This window comes from Gracilibacillus boraciitolerans JCM 21714 (assembly GCF_000521485.1).
Lineage (GTDB): Bacteria > Bacillota > Bacilli > Bacillales > Amphibacillaceae > Gracilibacillus > Gracilibacillus boraciitolerans.
The window spans coordinates 26230-47701 of sequence record NZ_BAVS01000025.1 but is presented as its reverse complement, the minus strand read 5'-3'; the positions used below and the strand labels follow the sequence as shown (position 1 = coordinate 47701).

The following is a 21472-nucleotide window of genomic DNA, read 5'->3' as shown; positions in this document are numbered from 1 at the left end:
GGAAAGCCTTTAAGGCTGTTTTTATTCCAGCCGACACTGGAACACTACCATGGACACAAACAAGGTCAAGGGTGGTGGACTTGGCATGAGCTCTATACTAAGAAATTTCTACATTTAACTTGTCCGAATTCTTGACATAAGACCAGGTAACCATTTCAATCTATGTATGTTCTATTTCTTTGTATGAATCTTCTATTTTCAAATGTTAAATGTATAGATATTGCTTGTCTTTTTGTAAATACGGTATTTAATAGGAACGAAGTCTATCACATAAGACAATGAGTCGGAGTAATTTTACGGATATCTAACACCGTTTTAAAAATGAACTGTTCCATGCTGTTATTTCAATCGTTTAACTCCTACACTCATTTCGAGAAAGATGCTGCCGGAATGTGTCGTCTTATACTCTGCAAATACCGGTGTATTTTGTTGAAATTTATTTTGATTAATGTAGTTCATTAATTCCCAAAATTGTACTTGCGATTGTTCATTAAAATCATCTGTTATGCGTGTCATAATCATGGGACTTATACTCAAATAACTGTGAAATTTCATTTCTTCTTGTTCTTGTATCGTAAATGTGTTCTCCCAAATAGGTAAAAATATTTCTGCACTCATAATTTCACTTGTCGGATCACTTAATAAGGAAAAAAGCATTCGTCCATCAGGATGGTAATCATGTTTTTTAAGTATAGACTGAAAATCTTGTACAGCTAATTCTATTTCATCTGGGTAAAATCGATAATATTTAGAAGCTACATTTCGATGGGCAATACGATGATTTTCTACAATCATAGTTATGCTTCTCCTTCCGTTTTTAGTGGAACATATAAATTTATCATATAATCATCGAATACTTCTAATAACACACAATAAAAAGTGTCTTCTATTGCAATATCTTTTTCTTCCGCATGCTGTTGGATTTTCTCAAGCGCAACATGAAAGTCCTTTGCTTCATCCGCTTGTCTTAGCACGAACGCTTCCGATATATGAAATCGCTCTTTAAAGCCAAATTCCGATTCTTCTGTAAATTGAACAGGGTTATTGATCGGAAGATAATAGGTAAAATCACCATATTTAGCTTCTCCTCGTTCAGGTTCTACAGAAAAAAAAGTGGGGCCGCTCTGATAAATTCCTTCAGCTAGCATAATCTCTTCCATCTTGTAAAACCCTTCTTGCCAGTCTTTTCTTAATTGTGTGGTTTGATAGGTAATGACATTTTCAAATATTAATGATCGGTTCTCTATTTTCATGTTTATCACTCCTCGTATATTATATTTAAGCCCATCTTTTGGACTTACATTTTTACTCATTTGACCTACAATAATTTCAAAAAAACACTTGGACGTCTTGTGATGTTCCTAGATAATGGTTTTAAGGATCATTTGGGACCATTCTGTTCACTCCTGTGGCTAACCACATTTAAAGACTGTTTCCCAGTGTACGTGCGGACCTTCCTACTCGCAGGCTGTGCACTCTGTCCCTCGAACTTGGATGATAGTAGCTCCAAGGCGGCTTTCGATACAGAGATAGTACTGATACACGAGGTTGCTGATCGGCGTTCACACTAGGGATATCCCGAGGCGTCCAAGATAAGTTCCCATGATTCTAATTTAGAAAGGAGAGGATTCCCCCCCCATGCAATTATTTGTCGGATTAGATGTTAGTTCTTTTGATATCAAGGTTTGTTTTCTAAACGGCGAAGGAGTCACGTTATCTTCCTTCCCCCCCGTATCGAATGATTTACCTGGTGCTACGGCTTTACGTGACGCGATTCTTCAAACGATCGATGGTCAAACCGTGGAAGTATTAAAGATTGGCTTAGAATCTACTTCCGTGTATAGCTTTCATCCAGCCATGTTTTTTCATCAAGATGAAGAGCTTCGTGCACTTGGTGCCCAAGTATTTTTGATGAATCCCAAACAGATCGCTAATTTCAAAAAGAGTTATCCAGATATGGACAAAACCGATGAGATTGATGCGTTTGTGATTGCTGATTATTTACGATTTGGTCGTTTCTCGATGTCCGTAGTCAAAGAGAGTCAATATGTCGCTCTACAACAGTTGACACGCTCTCGCTACCAACTCGTACATCAGATGACCAAAGAAAAGCAACACTTCCTTCAACACTTGAGCTATAAGTGTAATACGTTTCAAGAAAACGTCGAATCTTCCGTGTTTGGACAAGCTATGATGGAGTTATTCTTTGAAAAATATAGCTTGGAAGAACTCGCTCAGATGTCCATCGAAGACCTGGCTGCTTACCTTCCATCCAAAGGTAAAAATGGGTTTCATGACCCTGAAAAGGTGGCCAAATTCATTCAAAAAGCAGTGCGCTCTTCTTATCGACTGGATAAAGTAGTGGAAGACTCGATTGATCTCATCCTAGGTACCATTATCGAGCTTATTCGCACCATGAAGGCACAAATTAAGCAAATCGATAAAGCCATCACCAAAATCATGGCTGGCTTGCCGAATACTCTGCAATCCCTGCCTGGTATTGGTCCTGTATTCGCTGCTGGTATCATCGCAGAAATCGGTCAAATTGAGCGATTTAAAGCAGAGGCCAAAATAGCCAAATATGCAGGGCTCTACTGGCAAAAGCATCAGTCGGGTAGATTTACGGCAGATGATACTTCTTTATCTCATAATGGGAATCAGTACTTGCGTTATTACCTGGTTGAAGCCGCCAACTCGGTGAGAAGGCATGTTCCTGAATACCAAGCTTATTACGAAAAGAAATACCAAGAAGTACCGAAACACCAACATAAAAGAGCACTCGTCTTAACCGCAAGAAAATTAGTGCGTTTGGTGGATGCGCTACTACGCAACCATCAAGTCTACACGCCACAAGGGAGCGTGAAATTGGAAGCATAAAAACAGCTTCTCACACCCCCCCTTGATAATTACTATTAATGCCATTAATTACCATTTTATTAATGGCCTAGTTTCCTATTGCCTTTTTTACCAAAATTGCACCTTGATATCTAAATATTTTTCATTTTGCTCTTGACATATTACCGCAGGCTTTTCACCAGATCCGAATGGATAAATTTTGCCCTCTTTGTTGAAATTAAAGCTTTTAAATCGCTTTTTACAATATAGGATGACTAATTGTTCAGGTAGTACGAATAACATTGTGTAAAACACTCCCAATCCAATGATCCCCATTGTTAAAATATTAAATTCAATTCTGCTGACATGGTTTGAAATAAATTGAATAAAATAAACAACTCCTAAACCGCCAATAACTGCAAGTGGTAAGAAGGATTTTGCTTCTAATTTTTGACGCGTTTGTTCTTTAATGGTTCCTTTACGAAATTTTCCTTGTACCAACAACCTACGGAATCTTATACATGTCAAAATGAACACGAATATGCCAAGTAATAATGTTAGTACAGTAGCAAAAATTAACGAATTTGTAGACGCCTCAGTTCGTCCAATAGCGTGTAACGTCCAAAAATATGGAGTAATTCCAAAAAGATTTTGAGAGATGATAATACTAATAAGATACTGAAAGCTTTCCATCTTCTTATAAATTGTCGGAATAGCAAATACTACCGAGAAAATAATAATCAAAATAGTAATAATGACATGGACCACAAAAATAAGATCTTTATAAGGGAAGTTTGACTTATCTCCTACTACAATATGGGCTAAAAAAACTATTAATGCTTGACCAAATATAGCCATAGTAAACATACCACCGAAGCTTTGCGGACTTTGCCTTCCGGATGATAAAGCCCCCTCTTAATACATAGAAATCTTCTTCTTTTAATTTGTTTAAAAACACATAAAACCCTCCATATTATCAGCTAAACCAACCTGTTAACTTATGAAAACCATCTTTAGCTCTATCCATAATTGATTTGTCGCTTTTTCCAAATTTGGTATTTAATCCAATATTTATACCAATCCCTATTGCTGCTCCTATTGCTGTCCCTACTCCTGGTATAGGGATAAATGCTGTCCCCATTGCAGTAAATGCCACTTGTACCGTACCACCTACTACTGTTTCAATCGTAGTATCTACAGCTGCTCGGCCAACTGCTTTTCCGCCTGTCAAACCGTCTGCTAGTGCATCGTTATAGTTACTGTATCCTGATAACCCAGCCGTAAAAATACCGCCCGCTTTAGTTACGCCTTTTACCCAACCACTCTTAAGTATTCCATTAGGATTTAACTCTTTAATACTATCAAGTGCGCCATCTTTTGCCGCTTTACCGACATTTTTCCATTTCACCGCAGTTGTTGCTTTATCATTATAAGCTGTCATTGCTCGATGATTATTTATTACTTCCTCACCTATAGAAGAATAAATTTGCTTTCCTTGTCCTTTATCATAATAATTAATTGGCGCCTTTGGATTTCCTGTTTTTCCACTCTGTTGTAATGCACGATTCGCATTCATATCAGGCTCAACACCTAATGCTCGTAACGCATCTTCAGAAGCATTAATTCGATAAGTTGTTTTCCCGTTCTTTTTATACTCTGTTACACTTAATCCATTATCTTTTGCTGCCTTTGCAATAGCCGCACTAGTAACAGATCCTGTTACAGTAGGTAGTGCATAATTGCCTAAAAAATCTTTTAGATTATCCGCTTTTTCCTTAAAGTTATGGTCATTAAACCTGCTCTCACCTTTAACAGCTCCTACTTTAGCTAACGTCTTTTCTATACGTTCAATTAAAGCCTTTGTTCGTGAATCAATATAGCTTCCCTCTCTAGTAAAGGATACTAGATTACTCTTAAGATTTTCAATTAGTTTTTCTACTTCCTTTTTGCCATTAGTCACATCATAAAAAGTAGGTGCAGCTGCACTGGTAATATCAGAAACACTATTGATCGTTCGTTGAATTGTTAACTGAATACTATCTAATTTCTGATAATCTAAATCAATCTGGTAATCAAGATCATCTAAGTAATCACTTTGTACTATTGCAACTTCACTTGAATCAACATTAGAATTAAAACTATCGCTATGATTATTCAATTGATCAAAAAGATCTGTATGCAGTTCCTCAAAAGCTTCTAGAACGCTACTCTTGTGAAAGTTCCAAAAGTAGTCTTTTGCATTTTTGGCTGCTTTCCCTGAAAAAGAATCCATACCATCGATTTGCTGAATATTAGTCTTAATATTTTCTATACTTGCCTTTATTTGTGCAGAAGTAGTTTTTAAATCATTTCTAAATTCTATAACCTCTGCTATATCTACTTTGTTCACCAAGTTAAATCCCTCCTCGTTTAACGTATTGATTGAGGGACAAAATTAGAAGAATCAATTTGACTTCCCAGTTTTTCATCAGTTTCCTGTATTTTCTCCCCCCCGATTGATTGTAATGTGATAATATCACTTTCTAACAGGTCTACGTATTTTTTTAGTAATTCCATTGTTCTCAAACTATTTTCTAAATCATTAGTAAAAGGAGTAATGTTCGTCTTATCAAAAGTCCATTCATCCTTAATGTTGCCCTCTAATTCTGCTTCAGATGTCCTGAGTTTTGATATATTTGACCGGAAAACATTCATGTTAATGTTAACTTCTTTAGTCATTTACTCTCCCTCTCTTTCAGCAGCTGAAATCTGGTAATTGAGTGAAGATAAAGTGTTCTGAAGACTATTAAGACCATTCACATAATTAGCTTGGGTTGTTGAATATCGACCTATATCCTCATCAATTGTTTCTTTTGCATTTTCCACTTTGTTTACATAAGCTTTTACACTGCCTTTGTACGTATCATAATTCCCTTCAAACTTTTCTTTTTCTCGACCTTTCCATTTACTGTTTTCGATGGTTAAAGATTCAATTGAACTTTTAAATGAATTCAATTCTGAAATATTACTAGATAACGTGTTGGATGCTCGTTGTAATCTTGTTATCTTATCTTCCAATATAGAAATCTGTTCTCTGGAATTATTCATCCCTTGTAATACAGTACGTTTCTGTGATCTTAATTGACTTAACGAACTCACATAATCCCTCCTCATCTAGGAACTTTTATTTTAATATGCTGATGGTCTCTCGCTACATAGCATTCATATGCTTTTGGATAGATTTCCTTGCGAATAAAAGCTTGGCTGAAAATATCCTGATCCCCCCCTAATCGCATGCTGACGAGACCTACATTGGATAACTTACGAACTACTTTAGCCGCTTTCTCAAAGCTTGTGCTGAGATAGCTTGCATCCACGCAAATAACAAAATGAACATCCATACTTGGCCCTAACTCAAACAATGTTGTCACTTCGTCTTCTAACAACAGAGCTCTATCAACAAAATCTTTTAAGTCTTTTATCATAATCATCCATTTTACGCCATTATGATCACCGTTTGCCCGGTTATTAATTTCGGTAATGATATTCCTTTTAACATTTTTAATGCCATCACTCTCAGAAACATAAGCATTCATCGTTGAGCCAATACCTTGCAACGACCTATCTGCACTATCAATGATCATCGTCTGATATGGTTCTTGGAGTAGTGTCATGTTTTTCGCGAGCGCATTTGTCATTTTGTCCAGGCCATCTCGCCGATCACTGACAACAGTAAGGAAATGATCCTTATCTGGCTGAAAAGCGATTGGTGCCACTTCTTCAAAGTCAAGTCCCAATGGCAATTCCTGCTTTTCCAGTAGTTTCTTTGTTTTTCGTTTTTCTTTAAATGCTTCGAAATCAATCGGACCTTCTGGCATCATTGGAATTTCATCTGGTACTTCCCCCCCTTCCCAGTATTGATCCATCTCTCTTGCAAGTGATTGGATATTCTCAATAATGTCTAAAGGTTCCTCGCCTACTGCTGGTAAGCTTGCCTGGAATAAAGCTGGATCATCCAACTTCACAATTCCTCGGCCAGCTATTTCTTCTATCTCAAGATCTGTTTTCCCAACAATCGTACGGACTTCGACTGAATCGATCAGATACAAGGATAACTGCCGCTTGATATTCGATACTAGCGGCATTCTCATGGCACTTTGTCTACCTGCACTGATTGCCAAGTGAATACCAATACTTGCTCCTTCTCGGGCGATCTGTGTTATCAATCGATCGAATTCATCACTGAAGTCTGCATCCTTAACAGAGTCATAGTTATCAATCGCTAACAATAGATTCGGCACCATTTCTCCGCTAGCCTTTTCATATATTTCCATGTCAGCAACACCATATTCGCTTAGTTTCTTTTTGCGCTCTGATATAGTAGCGTTTAACAGGCGTATCCATTTAGACACCTTTTCTGTATCATCCAGTAAAATTGTATCGGCTACATGTGGTAAAGTTTTTAATGGTAAAAGGCCGTTTGTTCCAAAGTCTAAGAGATAGACATGCAAATGCTCTGGGTTATGCTGTTGTACGAGATTCATAATTACCGTTTGTAAGAAAGTAGACTTGCCATATCCCGGACTTGAATAGACAGCTAAGTGGCCATCCTTGGTAATATTGATTGATAACGGCTCTTGTTTTTGCAATTCTGGCTGGTCGACCATACCGATTATAGCCTCCATTGGCTTCTTCGGTTCTTTCCATGCTTCTTTATAGTCTAGAGGCTGTAATTCTGTTGCCACAATTCGTTCTGGCAAAGGTGGTAACCATGGCCGCGGCAGTGCTTCAATTTGCTGTGCTACTGTATAGTCATGAATATAATCAATAACCGTATCCAATTCTGTCGGTACACTTTCTACTTCGTCTTTCTTGTCAAGACCACTCAGATCCTCTGTTAAGATGTCATACTGGCCCAAATCGTTTATTGCGTATATCGTGGTATCTACATATTCCTGATCTTCTTTATCTGGTACGTAATCAGCACCGCTCCAGGCACTTTGGAACAATTCATATATCTCATTGTTCCCAACCTGCAAGTATGCACGACCTGGTAACGTAATCTCTGCTGCATCCGGTGTTTTCAGCACTTCGTTAGAGTCACTTTCATTTTGAACCTTTAACGCTAATTTGAATTTTGAGTTCGACCAGATTTGGTCATCAACCACACCACTCGGTTTTTGTGTCGCCAGAATCAAATGGATACCTAGTGATCGCCCGATTCTGGCAGTAGAGACAAGCTCTTTCATAAAGTCAGGCTGCTCTGATTTCAATTCTGCAAACTCATCAGATATTAGGAAAAGGTGTGGCATTGCTTCCCTTGCTTTCCCTTGCTTATATAACTTCTGATATTGGTTAATATGATTGACATCATGCTCACCAAACAATCGTTGCCTACGCTGCAACTCTGCTTTAATCGATGCTAAAGCCCTCATAGCTTGTGTACGATCGAGATTCGTAATAGTTCCCAATAAGTGTGGTAAATTTTTAAATAAATTCGCCATTCCCCCCCCACCTTTATAGTCAATTAATAAAAAGGCAACTTCATAGGGGGGGTGAAAATTCACTGCCAATGATAAAATATAGGATTGAATAATTTCTGATTTCCCTGAGCCTGTCGTACCGGCTACCAAACCGTGTGGACCATGTGCCTTTTCGTGTAAATTCAGCTGCACTAAATCTTCTTTGCCTCGTAAACCTAATGGTACCGCCATTGTTTTATAGGTTTCATTTAATGCCCATCTTTGTGTTATCCCTAATTCCTCAACCTTTTCGACACCATACATTTCCAGAAACGTTACGGTCTCTGGAATAGAATTTTTTAAGCTTTGTAAATGGTTTAGTGGCGCAAGACCGCGAGACAGATCTTCTTTATTAAATTCATTAGGAAAATGGTCCGGTTCAAAGTAATGATTAACTAATTCCCCTTCTTCCAATAAAATGTTTCCATTCTTTGCATCACGAATATCGATGACTGTTTTCACATGTTCAGGAAGAGATTGCATGACATCCTGGACAAAGATTAGGGAAACACCCAGTTCACTTGGATCCTCATTGAAGAATTCCATAATGATATGATCCAGGATTAATTTCTCATCAGTGATTAAAATTACATAATGAGGTGTAAAAACGTTTTTCGTTTGAGTTTGCCTTTTCTGTTAAAAGTTGCTTACGTTCTTTTAACACTTGATACATCGAATGTAATACCTGGTCCCTTGATCGTTCGTGATAGACAAATCCACGAACATTTAAATCCTGTAAGCTTGCATGTGGAAACCATCGCATCCAATCCCACTTCGACTTTTCATCCTCCGGAAAAATAGTGATAAATTGAACATCATGATAACTATGAAACAATGAAACTTGTGTCATCAGTAATTGTAATTGCTCGATGACGAGTTCCCGTTGACCAATATACCCAACAGGTCCTTTCATAAGAGAGGTTACAATCGGCACATTTTTTAACCCTTCAAAATGTGATAATAAATCTCGTGCCGCATCCACTAATTCATCTTTGTCTTGCGTGAATTCCTCTTCCCGGAATTCGATTTCAAAGCTCGTTTCTACGTCTCCCAACCCAGCACGAAAATGCAAAAAATCATGATGATACAATGTTTTTTCATAAATACGTGCATTCACCTGTAAGATAAGTTCTCTCATTTTTTCTACATCTGGATAATGATATTCCAAGGCATGACGTTGTTCTTCTGTGACATGATACAATTCCTTTGTTTTACGTCGTAAATATTCTTTAAATGTTTTATCGCGATGTTTCATATCTGCCTTGTATTTTCTAACACTTTTAATATAAGAAGTAACAGAAAAAATAACAGTTGTGACCGTCATAGCAAGCATCACAATAATAAAGATTCCTCTCGGCTGTATAAGTGAAATAATGACTAAAGCTAATATCATTACAAGCGGCGGAACAATCGTTCTTGCTAATTGTTCACTCGGTTTAGATGGTAGTGGCGAAGGTTTAGCGATTGTTCTTTTTTGCTCGGGTTCTCTGTAAATAATACGTGGTGATCGATGATAATCAGGATAATCCGGACTAAATCCTTCTTCCGTATCAATTAGTGGAACTAACGAAGACGACACTTTTTTCCCTGAAGGTATGACTTGAATATCTCCTTCATGGACAATTACTCGTACACCATCAAAGAAAAGGTGATCACCCGATTCGATCAGGATATTCCCGTTAGTTAACGTATAGTTATGAAATACCTTTCCATCATGAACTTCTAAACGCAAGCCTTTTTGTTCCCGAAAAAGAACCAGATCAGCTTCGATATTCTCTATAATGACATCATCGAAGGCATTTTGACTAAATGTAATATGTTGTTTACCTGCCGTATCATAGATAGACTGGTCCCTGTCATCGACAAGAAAGAGCTCTACCTTTTCTTCATTTTTTAATGACCACTGTCGATTGTTTTTTAATATTTCTCCCTCGATCAGACAATTCTCTCCATCCCAATTTACAGATAGAGTTTGGCCCATACCCTGAAATGTTAGTGTATCAGAGAGATTATCCCCCGATCGTTATCTTCTTTCGATTGCCTTCAGGTAATAGTGCTTTATGTAATTGTTTTTTATAAATGGCTACAAATGTTTTTTGTATCATTTGTTTTCTTCCTCTCTTCACCACACCACAGGTAAATACTCACTATTTTATTCTTATGGACAGTTTTATTAAGAAAGTGCAAATTCTGTCCGTAAGACGTGTTCTTATGGACAGTTTGTGGGTTGTTCCGCTATTTTTGTCCGTAATATTAATTCTTACGGACAAAATAGTTAATATTATTCCTTTTTTGTCTATAAGATCGTTTATTACGGACAAATATTCTTGAATTCCAATTTTTTGTCCGTAAGTATTATTCTGTAGACTGAGTATCCCCCCCTTGTACATCGTTATTTGGAGTAGTCGTTGTTTCAGATTGAGATTGGTTTTCTTCGGTCACATCAGGTTTATATTCCTCTTTATACTCAAACAATTCATCCTGTAAATTATTCACAATATCATCTCGTTCTGCTCCGCTCAAATCAGGATCATTTTTTGCTTGCTCAATCTGTTGGATTAAACCATGCATAATAAGTACCGGGTCATCCAGGTATTTTGCTTTATCCATCGCAGACTCAAAATTGCCGCGACCATTATAAATCCAATAAAGTAAATAATTCGCATCACTGTTCAAACTGATGTTATTCATAATTATTTTTTTATCACTGTCTGAGATCTGCTCTGTAGAAACATAAGAATAAGCAAGTATGTATTTTGATGCTTTTGGCAGGTTTTCCGCCTGTTCATCTATTAAGGAATTAATCACTTCTCCGTAATTAGCAGCTAGATATTCTTCATGGGCATCTAATAAATTGTGTTGATATGGAAGACTTATCAGACCGAAATAAACAAGTGGCACAGCTAACACAACGGACACAATAATAAAAGCGATCGCAAGTCTTTTAAATAACTGGAAACGCTTGGTTGGTATTAATTGCATGGTTTTTTCGGTTTTCTTTTGTTCTGATTGATAGCTGTTCTGTAAATAGCTAATTAATTGCTCAAGATTCTCTGCTTTCTTAATATTTTTTCAAAATCAGTATCACTAGCTTGTGCGAGAGCCCCCCGTTCATAAGCTGATCAAAACTGTATTTTTTTGAAAAAGTGCAATACTGTAACACTTTAATTGTTTACAGAAATATTCTTCTTCCATCTCAAAAGGTGGAATCACATTTCGCACACCTCGATAAATAAGACGTGGCTGTAAATTATCATCAAAAATAACGTTATCAGGGTGTAGAAAAAAAGTAAGGCGTGATAATAAATAGTTTTTCAGTTTGGAAACGTTGCATAACAAACGTAATTTCTCATTGCGATGAAGCTTCTCTAAATCCTTCCACTTCTTTTTCTCAGGATCAATAAAAAACGAAAAAGTGAAAGCATCTCCCTCTTCTTCAACTTCTAATGGTACAAATGTATCTTCATTTGCTCTTGTTACCATATGAATTTGTTGGGAATCTTTCACACGAGTTTGTGATTTGGCTAGCCTTAGTTTCCACGTGTTTTCTGTAATGGAAAATGGAAGTGTTAAGGAATCGATCTCTATATTGATTTCGCTCATATCGCTCATAATAACTTTCTCCTTCATCTTGTAGGGTCTCTCAACGCAAAACAGTTAAAATATCACCGTTTGTTACTGGGTAATCAATCAGCATATCATCATCCGCTAACACCAATCCTTTTGTTTTCACCTTAATAACGGATTTCACTTCCTGTATGTCACTTATTTTCAACGCTGCCATCACGTCCTGCAATAGTTGTTTCACCGAAATATGCACAGGAATTTTTAAATCATAGCTATCTGCTAATCCACTTTCCCGAAAATCAATTGTTACATCAATATGGCTGTTCTTCATGTGCTACACTCCTAATTAGCAATCCGCTGATATAAAATATAAACTCCTAAACTGACAAAGCAGGCTAACGCTGCTAACCCTCCCATTAGTAAGGTATTAAAGGAGTTTCCGTTTTCTTCTTGGTCTTCAGCTTCAGCTGCAACTGAACTTGGTGCAACATAGTCTGAAGTGAATAATGCTTGTTTCGTTTTCTCAATCGTCGTGTTTCCCTCTATATTTGAGGAAAACAAATCGCGCTCCAATTGCTCTATCGATTGTTTTTCTGCTGCTTGAATTGCAGAGATTACTTCAGCAGTCTCTTCCTTAAACAAATTAGGAAAACGTTTTTCCAATTCTGTTTCTCTATTATTGTTTTCCTTTTTTTGACCTTTTTCAATAATTCGATCGATTTTCCAGTCAATTTTCCCCTTATTCTGATCACTGTCTTCTGCTGAGGCAGAAAGTGGCATCAGCAGGAGAAGACAGAAATTTATTAAGAGGATGATACTGATTAACTTAAGCGGCATTCTTATCATCTTCCTCCGTTATTTTTGTTGATCCTCGACTCACGACTAATAAATTTGCGGTCAAGGCGAGTAACGCAATCACGATCAACCCAAAAACGATAAAACCGTAGTCAGAAGCACCTTGGATTACACGATTTAATAATTTTTCAACAAATTGTAATGGAGAATAGTCACGCAACTGTCCAACACCTGACAAGCTATTGGTTAGAGCACCTGTTAGGAAAAGATACAAACTGATTACCATTAGTAAAAGGAACATGCCAAGCATTTTCAGTTGTCGTAACAAGTAAGTGGCAGCAAGCACCATGGTAACCATTATCAATACCATTAACCCATTCCAAATAACTAATTTTTCACCCGCAATATTAAGAAGGGTGGACGAGGAAATTCCGATTACTAATCCTTCTAATACCCCCCCTATAGCGGCAGTAATTCCAGTAATCAAACCATTCTGACCAACAAGAGATTCTTCTGTTTTAAATTGATCCTCTTGTGACCGCTTTTGATTGATTGTTGAAATACCGTAAGCTGTAAACAAGGCAACAATAAATGTTATTACCACAAGAAAATATGGTGTAAATGTTTCCGTTTCAATAATGACACCCGCATTTTTTGTTTCAACTGGATTTGATAAAAAGTCATATAAATCTTCATTTTGTCTTTCGCCAATTCGACTATTTGCCATCACTGTGGAGAAATTCTCCGCGAAATTCTGGTCGTTCATCAATTTCGATGTCATATTTTCTGCTAATGTATCTGCTTGTTGGATGATACTCGATCCACTTTGCTGAATCGTGTCTGCTTGTGTATCAATTCTTTCAAAAGTCTGATAAACCGTCTCCGCTTCAGTCAGATTAGTGGAAGCTGCATCTGCAAGAGACTGACTTTGTGTAAGCAACGGCTGATACCTGTCTCCTAAAGCCATCACCATTGTCTGCTCTTCGTCATTTCGATTTTGAATTTCCGCCTGGTCCTCGATTAGCACTAAACTTTGATTTCTCCACTCGATTATATCTTCTAGTGATTTTTGTAAATTATCGTTTAAAACCCGCGCCGATTCTTTGGTTTGCGTGATGGTATTTGCTAGCTGATCTGCTTTCAGATTTGTTTGTTCAACAAAGCTGCGATGACCTTCTATTTGTCCCTGATAGTTTGCTAAAGGTTCTTTTATTTCTTGCAATACATCAGCGATTACTTGATCTGCAATATAATTGGTTAATAACTCGCTGACATTTTTATTAAATAAAGCATAAAGGGAATCATCTGTCGCCATTTCCACTAAGCTTATTTCATCACTTATATTCGCACATTCGTCACCTTCAACATCTGTACATGTCAAGGACATTCCAAAATAGGCTTCATATGATGATAGTAACTTTTGATAAGGAGAGATCGTGTTCTCCACAGATCGGATCAAATCTTTAGTTACTTCATCAATAAGTGGTGTTTGGACATTATGACGAATATGATGATGATCGATTGCAACTAATTCAATTTCTGTTTCTTCTTCCTCTTCATCCGATCCGTCATTTTCATCTGGATTTCCTTTATTATCTTCATTATCTCCCGGTGTTCTTTCATTTTCCTCGTTGTCCCCTGGAGTTCCATCATTTTCGCCTTGGTTCTCTTCAGGGTTTTCTTGCTCATCATCGTTTCCTTCTGTATTTTCGTCATTTCCGTTCCCATCAGAACTGTCCTGATCTTCTTCAGTTCCTGTTGGATTGTCTTCGTTATCTGTTTGATCTGTATTATCGTTATTTTTGTCTGGACTATCTGATTGATCAGTTGTTTCATCCCCCCCATTGCTGTTCTCTTGATCAGAAGACGTTTCATCAGAATCAGCATTTGGAACAGAATCATCTGTTTCTTTGTCGTCCTGCTTGTTTTTGAAAATGTCTAGAAGGTCAAGTAATCCTTTATCTTCTTCATCGATTTGGTATAAGTCCCACTTCCATTGCTTTATGTTAAAAATGTTAATTGGCATATCCAGATAGTCATCTTTTAGACGAAGGGATAAAGAAATCGTAAACTCCCCCCCATTTTGATAGCTCGGTAACGTAACCATCTCGTTCTCCTGATAATCGTCAAAAACCACCTCTTCTTCATCTGGAAGCTGTACAACTAATCTATTAATCTCGAAACCTTCTGGGATATCATATACTTTAAAATCCCTTAATGGTTTATCTGATTCAGGAAGAATCACTTTATCTGTCAATACAACACCGTTTTTGTTCAAACTGGTTTTAAGTGTTTGTATATGTTCAGATAAAATCATATCTGGATTGTTAAGGGGCACTTCATTAAACTCACTATTATATTTTTCTGTAACCTTAATAACATTTTGTAATTCTCTGATAATTTCAGGAGAAAGTTCGGTATCCTCCAGTCCGTCTATATCTAATGATGGTAAGTTTGCGATTTGATCCTCTATTTTTGCTAGTAACCGATCTTGTTGAGAGGATAGTAATACAGTTAATTGATCTTCATCGTCAAATGCTTCCTCCATAATGACCGCTAAGCGTTCCTTCACATTGGTGTTTATTGCCACCACATCGAATTCGGCTTGTTCTTTTTCTAATTCTTTCAATGCTTGATCAAGACGATTACGGATACCATTTGTATGAAATGCAATATTTCTCATCTGATTCTCTTGATCTTCGTTTATCTGAAACTGAGAATTAATAAATTGATTTGTTTCTTGAAGTTGTTGTAATTGGTTATTCACATCACCATTTTCTAATCCATTCTTAAAAGCGTTTAATTGTTCATAAAATGCTTGATTTATTACATAATTAGCTTGCTGGGTATCATTGACGTCATCAATACCTGAACGATACTCTTCATAACTTCCAAACTGTTCTACTAAACTTTCCCGATATGAATTCAGTAAGTTTTCAAAGTTACTAAAGCTGTCCACTGACATTGCTGTATTATCTTTTATCGCTGTGAATTGGGTAGTGTAGCCTGACAATGGCTCATTGACAGCATTATTATATGTATAAGTTAAGTTCTCATATTCTTCAACAAGTTGTGCAACATTATCCTGTGCATCCTGTAAATTACCAATGACACTTGCAAAATAAACATCAATAATTCTACGGTTAAAATCATTTAAGATACTGCTAGCCGTTTCTTCTGCCTGGGCACGAATGGCTTCACTGTCAGAAGCGTTAATTTTATAATTCAGTACTACTTGTTCAGGAGTTTCAGCCTCTATCGATAAGGCTTTCTGAGTAAAATCGTTCGGAATGACAATCATCATGTCATACGTATTTCGTTCCAAACCACTTTCTGCTACTCCTCTACTTACTACAAACCATTCATGATTACTATTTTGGTTAATACTCGAAACGAAGGCATTACCGAAATCTAATTCCGCTTCACTAAAAACGGCACCCTCGTCTTCATTCACAAGCGCGATAGACATTCTATCTTCATTTGGACTATTCACATTCTCACTTACAGACGCACCACCATCCAAAGATAAATGAGATAAGCCAAAGATCATAGCTACGATAAGCGCCATGAAGAGTGGTAGCTGTATGAACGATTTTTTCATATATGACATCTCCTATGTATTCTATAATTTCTTTTAATAAAATAATTAGTGCTGATAGTAGGAAAGATAAAAAATAGGCAGTAATCATTAGGAGCTACACAATAGCACTTCATCGTGTAGCCCACATTTCGTTCTTTAAGCTAATAATTGAGCGGCAGCTTATCTCAGGCCGAAGTTTTGAGAAAGAGCTTCATCTTGTTCCTGCATTGCTTGTGCAGTTTTTTGTAATTGGGTTTGAATTTCTAATAATAGCTGGGAGAAGTTTTGAACTTTTGGTTCCAATTCTCTGAATTGATCGTCAAATCGTTCAAATGCGCGACCTTCCCATTCCCCCCCTCTAAGTTGATCCTGCAAATTCTTCAATTTGTTTAGCACTTCTGTAATCTGATCAGATCCTTGACCATATACCTGTGCTCTTGCTTTTAATTCCTCTGGTGACATACGAATTTGTCCTGCCATTTTTTACATCTCCCTTTTTTTGAAAATTAGCTAGGTTAGTAACCTAAGTATTTCTTATTATAAGATTAGAAGATTTCACCAAATAATGTCAACCAATATTGTAATATTTTACTAAAAACAGGACAATGTTCCTAGTATTATCTTCATATCAAGGTATCCCGATATTTTTTATAGTAGTTTAGAAACGCTTTTGACAATTATCTACAAATACTTACATATATATAATAATTATTCATCCCGAATATTATCCATAAAATAGAAATTAGTAAGCGAAAAGTATTAATATTAGGAAAAAGAGACAGGTACTACATCCCGTATTTAGATGTTTAGGGATAAATAAAAAGAAGCACTTCTATTTAAAGTACTTCTTTTTACGTTGCCATATTTAATTTCTTTCAACACCATTACATCATATGCTGTCAATCTCACATCTCCAGTAACTGTACTACTATCCAGTAAGCTCTTCATTTCCTGTTTAACCTTAATCAACTGTTCTTCTTGGGAGAAGTTAAGTAAAATATAGTATCGCTCCCTACCTTTTAATAAGGTGGCCAGGTATTTCTTTCTTTACGATGTTTGGCAATGGTATTCCATACTTGTTGAACTAATTCTGCATCTGGGTAGACTCCATTTGCTGCTTTAACAGCAGCTTCTACTTGCGCAGGATTGTTTAGACCCATCACCGTTGTCGTGACAGTTGGATCTGCTAAACAAAATTTAATCGCAAAGGATTCCCAACTGATTTCTGATGCTGGAACTACTTCTTTTACCTTATCAAATAACTGATAGGCATCATCCCAGCTATGATCACGAAGAGAAGAATCTTCTGGTAGCTGGTCCCGGTTTGCCCGTTTATCCGTGAGTAATCCTGCCAATAAAGGACGAATTGCAATGTATCCCATCCCCTGCTGCTTCATCTCTGGAAATAAACTTGCCATTTCTGTTTCAATCGGATTATAATAACCAGCCAGAGCCTGATATTTTCCGCTATTCACAACCTTTTTCGCATATGCTGTTGTCATTGGAAAAGATGCTAAATACTTTACTTTTCCTTCTTGTTTCAATTGTTCAAATGTTTCCAATAATTCCTCTGTTACTTCAGAAAAACCAGCTAATCGTTCCGGATTTCCTTCTTTATGGTAAACAATATCCTTAGAGACCGTACGATGCAAATGCTGTACAACATCAATACAATCCGTATGTAATGTCTTTAATGCATCCTCGACTCGCTTTCGAAAAAGCTGCTTATCAAACCTAGTTTCACCATAATCAGGGTTGATACTTTAATGATGTGATGAAGCTGATTTCGCTTTGAATGTTTCCCAATACATGCCCCCCCAAGCTGATCAATCGTATTATATTCATAGCTGGAATGAATAACATTCACACCTAGGTCGACAGCCCGATTAAAGGCTTTTTCCCCCCCCTCTTTCACATCATCCCATCTCATTGGTCCAAAACATAATTCAGATAAAGATAAATTCGAATTACCTAATGTACGATATTGCATTTGTAATTCCTCCCTTATACTCCAATTTATTAATATTATGACGAAAGCCTTGGCATTAAAGCGAAACTACTGAAACCCCTTTCATATAAATAATCGTTATGAAAACGATACCAAAATCAAATGAAAATTACAAAGAAAATGCTTATAGTTTATCCCACTAAATCAACGCCTAATAGACTATTTTAACGATTATGTCATCCTTAAAACAAAAGACTTTTTACAAACTTCTAGTTATTAGCTTGAAATAGACCCCCCAAAATTATATATAATATAAAGGTTAACTGAATAAGAAACAGGAGGGTAACAATTGCTACAACATACAACAGACTACTTCGAAGAATTAAATATAAATATTGATGACAAACTTAGAGTGATTCCATATATTGCAGGAAAGAACGTGCTTGATGCTGGTAGTGGTGGAGGGGGGGAAATGATCAAAAAATTATTCGATCAAGCTTTAAGGCACATGGAATCGATTTGTCTCATAAATCAATCAGCTACACCAAGACACTTTTTGATACTACAGCAAGTAATTATAATCCTAAGCTAGTACAAGGTGATGTTAGAAAAATCGATGAATATTTTGAATACGGAGAGATAGATACCGTATTATTTTCTTCTGTACTTCATGAAGTATATTCTTACAACGATTTTAGTATAGACGCCGTTAGTGAAGCATTACAAGGCGCTTGGAATGTCCTACCAAAAGGTGGCCGTATTATTATTCGAGACGGCATTAGACCACCGAAATCCTCTCATGATGTTGCCATTTGGTTTAAAAATAAAGGAGATATTAACATTGTGAAAAGATTCACGAACGACTTTAAAGGAAGACAAATCCAGTTAAAGTATGTTGGTGATGGTCATGTCGTTCTTCCTTTAGATGATGCGATGGAATTTCTGTACACCTATACTTGGGGGGGAGAAGATGCCTACGATCGTGAAGTGAAAGAACAATTTGGCATCATGACATTGCATGAATATCTTTTATATTTAAAAAGTTTACTCAAAGGCGCACATATCCTTAAACATGAAAATTATCTGCAAGAAGGCTATCATTACTTTTTATCCAAGAAAATTGATTTTACAGATGCAGTTGATAACAGGAACATAAGACTACCAGACAGTAAAGCAATGTTCGTCATTGAAAAAACAATAGATTAATGAATGGGACATGGGGGGGACAGGCTCTGTGTCCAAATAAATGGGCCACAAAGCCTGTCCCCTCGTCCCGTTAACTCCAGACTTTGATTTTATTTTTTCCTTTTTGGATGTTGGTAAACGCGCCTAGTGGGCTTTTCAATGATCGTTGATTACCTGAATAATCATTGTCGATCACTATATCGCTACCATCTGGATTTTCAAATTCAGCGTCCACAATGCGGACACGATTGAGCGTTGCGGTTGACTGAACCTCTCCTTGAAATTTTTCCAATTCCTCTGGTAATTCAAATGAAAGAAATACTTGATCGCCATCTTCTACAATTTCAAATCCTGGATCGAAATGTTGATCGATTATATTATTTTCCTCCCGATCATATGCTTTTGCACCATTAAAATACGCATTGTTATTAATATATACTGGCTGTTCCACCTTTTCAAAACGGTCGACGTCACCTGCTTCTTGATTAACTTCCTCCATATATTCATCAAGTGAAGCTGTATAGCCATTATAATGCGCAGTCCCAACATCTTCTAAATCGTGAGCCCCTACAAAAATATTATTGTAAAAACGGTCATCGCCACCATATATTAGGGAATATCCCGCTACATCTGTGCTATGAGGCAGGTGGTATGGAGTCGAACGATTTAAGATTTTACGATGAACCATCTTTCCACAAATAATATTATTAATGTAAGCAACACCCTGCGCAAAATTATCAAACGAATACTCAGAAGCTAAAATATTGTTATCTATCATATATGGGCCATGGCTTACTTCCATAAACATGTCACGATTATTGTGATAAAAAAGATTTTGACTCACTCTTGTACCTTGAGTCTGCCAGTCTGACCACAGACCTAATGAGCAATCATGAATACGGTTGTTATGAATCTGAACATCAATCGCCGCATGAAGCTTAATACCAGCTATTTCGTGGCCAAAAAATTCCCGTTTTAAAGCGATATTATAAATATGGTTATTATATATTTCACTAAAAACACAACCCAAATGACCTACAATTCCATTTTGGCCACAGTCATAAATCGTGTTATTACGGATGATATGGGAGCCGATTTTTTCTTTACTCCAGCCAGCCTTTTTAGCAGTAAAGACAGATTCTAATTGGTATTGATAACCCGGCTTATCCTTGCGAACAGATCGATAATTATTACCTGTAGACGCTTCCTTTCCAATACTGATCGCACTACACTTAGAATCGTGAATAATATTATCTTCAATGATCCAGCCTTTGCTCCAGTTCGCACCTATTAAACCTGGCTGATCTGCAGTTGGCGGTGTCCAAGGCGTTGCAGCATGTGCCATTTCAAAACCTCTTACAGTAATATAATCAATACCTGTTACTTCTGGATAAAAGCATGCTTTGCGAACGTTGATTTCAACCAATTCCTGATTCGGATCCGCTCCTTGAAAATTGGCAAAAATCGTCGTATTTTTATGATCTGTTTCTGTATACCAGACATATTTCGTCTGTTCTTGGTTATGAACAGGGACAATCTTTTTTGTCCAGTGATCAAGCACCTCTGTTCTTACACTTGGATTTTTTAATTCATCATAGCTATTCACTTCATAAAAAGACATCCCATTTAAATACACATCACCTAAATGCCTTGTTTCCAAATCAAATAACCAGTCACCAAAGACAATTTCATTATATGGATTATAATCGCCAAAAAAGGAATTGGCCAAGACCACTTTCCAAATATCACCATCCACATGTTCCCATTCCCGAATCTGTTCAGATCCTTTAATTACTACTTGTTCCCCATCTGCTGCCTGATACGTAATACGCCGCTTGTTACTAAGTCCGGGATATTTTGGTTTAACCCATTCCCGGTATTCTCCCTCATGAATCGTCACTGTATCGCCTGCAACCGCAACAGCTGCCGCTTGGTTAATTGAATGAAACGGATCCTGTTTTGTACCTTTTCCAAGCTCAGAACCATTTTTTGCAACATGATATTCGATAGCCATTCTATCTCCTCCTTGATAATAAAATCTATCTTCATTATAAAAGGAGG

Annotated in this window: 17 protein-coding genes and 2 pseudogenes; 3 read left to right on the top strand and 16 right to left on the bottom strand. The window is 36.9% G+C overall.

Features of this window, described 5'->3' with window-relative positions; genetic code table 11:
* Positions 1–339: 339 nt before the first annotated feature.
* Both JCM21714_RS13540 and JCM21714_RS13535 read right to left on the bottom strand, forming a co-directional pair.
* Positions 340–795 carry a DUF5085 family protein gene (locus tag JCM21714_RS13540; RefSeq protein WP_035725093.1) on the bottom strand — a complete coding sequence of 152 codons (456 nt, stop codon included), beginning with the start codon at positions 793–795 and terminating at the stop codon, positions 340–342.
* A gap of 2 nt (positions 796–797) precedes the next feature.
* Complete coding sequence (locus tag JCM21714_RS13535) at positions 798–1253, bottom strand: hypothetical protein (RefSeq protein WP_035725089.1); 456 nt, start codon at positions 1251–1253, stop codon at positions 798–800.
* A gap of 385 nt (positions 1254–1638) precedes the next feature.
* Between JCM21714_RS13535 and JCM21714_RS13530 the strand changes: the two genes are divergently transcribed.
* The gene (locus JCM21714_RS13530; RefSeq protein WP_035725087.1) at positions 1639–2877 is read left to right on the top strand and encodes an IS110 family RNA-guided transposase; all 1239 of its coding nucleotides are present in this window, start codon (positions 1639–1641) and stop codon (positions 2875–2877) included.
* An 87-nt stretch (positions 2878–2964) separates the two neighbouring features.
* Here the strand turns inward: JCM21714_RS13530 and JCM21714_RS13525 are convergent, their stop codons facing one another.
* The 13 genes and pseudogenes from JCM21714_RS13525 to JCM21714_RS13470 form a co-directional block, all read right to left on the bottom strand.
* Positions 2965–3693 carry a hypothetical protein gene (locus tag JCM21714_RS13525; protein WP_200868455.1) on the bottom strand — a complete coding sequence of 243 codons (729 nt, stop codon included), beginning with the start codon at positions 3691–3693 and terminating at the stop codon, positions 2965–2967.
* A gap of 118 nt (positions 3694–3811) precedes the next feature.
* Complete coding sequence (locus tag JCM21714_RS19440) at positions 3812–5224, bottom strand: T7SS effector LXG polymorphic toxin (protein WP_235182873.1); 1413 nt, start codon at positions 5222–5224, stop codon at positions 3812–3814.
* 20 nt (positions 5225–5244) lie between these two features.
* Positions 5245–5553 (bottom strand): TIGR04197 family type VII secretion effector, encoded by a 309-nt coding sequence (locus JCM21714_RS13515; protein ID WP_035725084.1) that lies wholly within the window; start codon positions 5551–5553, stop codon positions 5245–5247.
* The gene (locus tag JCM21714_RS13510; RefSeq protein ID WP_035725081.1) at positions 5554–5973 is read right to left on the bottom strand and encodes a YwqH-like family protein; all 420 of its coding nucleotides are present in this window, start codon (positions 5971–5973) and stop codon (positions 5554–5556) included.
* An 11-nt stretch (positions 5974–5984) separates the two neighbouring features.
* Positions 5985–10441: pseudogene (gene essC / locus JCM21714_RS13505) on the bottom strand (type VII secretion protein EssC).
* A gap of 250 nt (positions 10442–10691) precedes the next feature.
* Positions 10692–11939 (bottom strand): annotated as a pseudogene (gene essB, locus JCM21714_RS19435) (type VII secretion protein EssB).
* A 40-nt stretch (positions 11940–11979) separates the two neighbouring features.
* The gene (locus JCM21714_RS13495; protein WP_035725078.1) at positions 11980–12234 is read right to left on the bottom strand and encodes an EsaB/YukD family protein; all 255 of its coding nucleotides are present in this window, start codon (positions 12232–12234) and stop codon (positions 11980–11982) included.
* Positions 12235–12245: 11 nt separating this feature from the next.
* Positions 12246–12740: a type VII secretion protein EssA gene (essA, locus tag JCM21714_RS13490; protein WP_035725076.1), complete on the bottom strand. Its 495-nt coding sequence runs from the start codon at positions 12738–12740 to the stop codon at positions 12246–12248.
* Positions 12730–16299: a type VII secretion protein EsaA gene (esaA, locus tag JCM21714_RS13485; protein ID WP_035725071.1), complete on the bottom strand. Its 3570-nt coding sequence runs from the start codon at positions 16297–16299 to the stop codon at positions 12730–12732. Before esaA ends, essA begins: the two co-directional genes overlap by 11 nt.
* Positions 16300–16458: 159 nt before the next feature.
* On the bottom strand, positions 16459–16758 hold the full coding sequence (locus tag JCM21714_RS13480) for a WXG100 family type VII secretion target (RefSeq protein ID WP_035725069.1): 300 nt from the start codon (positions 16756–16758) through the stop codon (positions 16459–16461).
* A gap of 318 nt (positions 16759–17076) precedes the next feature.
* The gene (locus tag JCM21714_RS19430; RefSeq protein WP_084040809.1) at positions 17077–17313 is read right to left on the bottom strand and encodes a Beta-galactosidase C-terminal domain; all 237 of its coding nucleotides are present in this window, start codon (positions 17311–17313) and stop codon (positions 17077–17079) included.
* Positions 17298–18038, bottom strand: a complete 741-nt coding sequence (locus JCM21714_RS13475) for an aldo/keto reductase (protein WP_084040807.1) — start codon at positions 18036–18038, stop codon at positions 17298–17300. Before JCM21714_RS13475 ends, JCM21714_RS19430 begins: the two co-directional genes overlap by 16 nt.
* Positions 17969–18268 carry an aldo/keto reductase gene (locus JCM21714_RS13470; RefSeq protein ID WP_035725064.1) on the bottom strand — a complete coding sequence of 100 codons (300 nt, stop codon included), beginning with the start codon at positions 18266–18268 and terminating at the stop codon, positions 17969–17971. The genes JCM21714_RS13475 and JCM21714_RS13470 overlap by 70 nt, the downstream gene beginning before the upstream one ends.
* 307 nt (positions 18269–18575) lie before the next feature.
* Between JCM21714_RS13470 and JCM21714_RS19895 the strand changes: the two genes are divergently transcribed.
* Positions 18576–18818 (top strand): hypothetical protein, encoded by a 243-nt coding sequence (locus JCM21714_RS19895; protein WP_052000670.1) that lies wholly within the window; start codon positions 18576–18578, stop codon positions 18816–18818.
* The gene (locus JCM21714_RS19425; protein WP_158413522.1) at positions 18746–19432 is read left to right on the top strand and encodes a class I SAM-dependent methyltransferase; all 687 of its coding nucleotides are present in this window, start codon (positions 18746–18748) and stop codon (positions 19430–19432) included. The genes JCM21714_RS19895 and JCM21714_RS19425 overlap by 73 nt, the downstream gene beginning before the upstream one ends.
* A 70-nt stretch (positions 19433–19502) precedes the next feature.
* Here the strand turns inward: JCM21714_RS19425 and JCM21714_RS13460 are convergent, their stop codons facing one another.
* Positions 19503–21425, bottom strand: a complete 1923-nt coding sequence (locus JCM21714_RS13460; protein ID WP_035725107.1) for a right-handed parallel beta-helix repeat-containing protein — start codon at positions 21423–21425, stop codon at positions 19503–19505.
* Between the last annotated feature and the right edge of the window lie 47 nt (positions 21426–21472).

Coding starts and splice junctions, on each gene's coding strand:
- JCM21714_RS13530 (WP_035725087.1), top strand. CDS start 1,639: ATGCAATTATTTGTCGGATTAGATGTTAGTTCTTTTGATATCAAGGTT.
- esaA (WP_035725071.1), bottom strand. CDS start 16,299: ATGAAAAAATCGTTCATACAGCTACCACTCTTCATGGCGCTTATCGTA.
- JCM21714_RS13525 (WP_200868455.1), bottom strand. CDS start 3,693: ATGGCTATATTTGGTCAAGCATTAATAGTTTTTTTAGCCCATATTGTA.
- JCM21714_RS13515 (WP_035725084.1), bottom strand. CDS start 5,553: ATGACTAAAGAAGTTAACATTAACATGAATGTTTTCCGGTCAAATATA.
- JCM21714_RS13495 (WP_035725078.1), bottom strand. CDS start 12,234: ATGAAGAACAGCCATATTGATGTAACAATTGATTTTCGGGAAAGTGGA.
- JCM21714_RS13460 (WP_035725107.1), bottom strand. CDS start 21,425: ATGGCTATCGAATATCATGTTGCAAAAAATGGTTCTGAGCTTGGAAAA.
- essA (WP_035725076.1), bottom strand. CDS start 12,740: ATGCCGCTTAAGTTAATCAGTATCATCCTCTTAATAAATTTCTGTCTT.
- JCM21714_RS13540 (WP_035725093.1), bottom strand. CDS start 795: ATGATTGTAGAAAATCATCGTATTGCCCATCGAAATGTAGCTTCTAAA.
- JCM21714_RS13480 (WP_035725069.1), bottom strand. CDS start 16,758: ATGGCAGGACAAATTCGTATGTCACCAGAGGAATTAAAAGCAAGAGCA.
- JCM21714_RS13470 (WP_035725064.1), bottom strand. CDS start 18,268: ATGCAATATCGTACATTAGGTAATTCGAATTTATCTTTATCTGAATTA.
- JCM21714_RS13535 (WP_035725089.1), bottom strand. CDS start 1,253: ATGAAAATAGAGAACCGATCATTAATATTTGAAAATGTCATTACCTAT.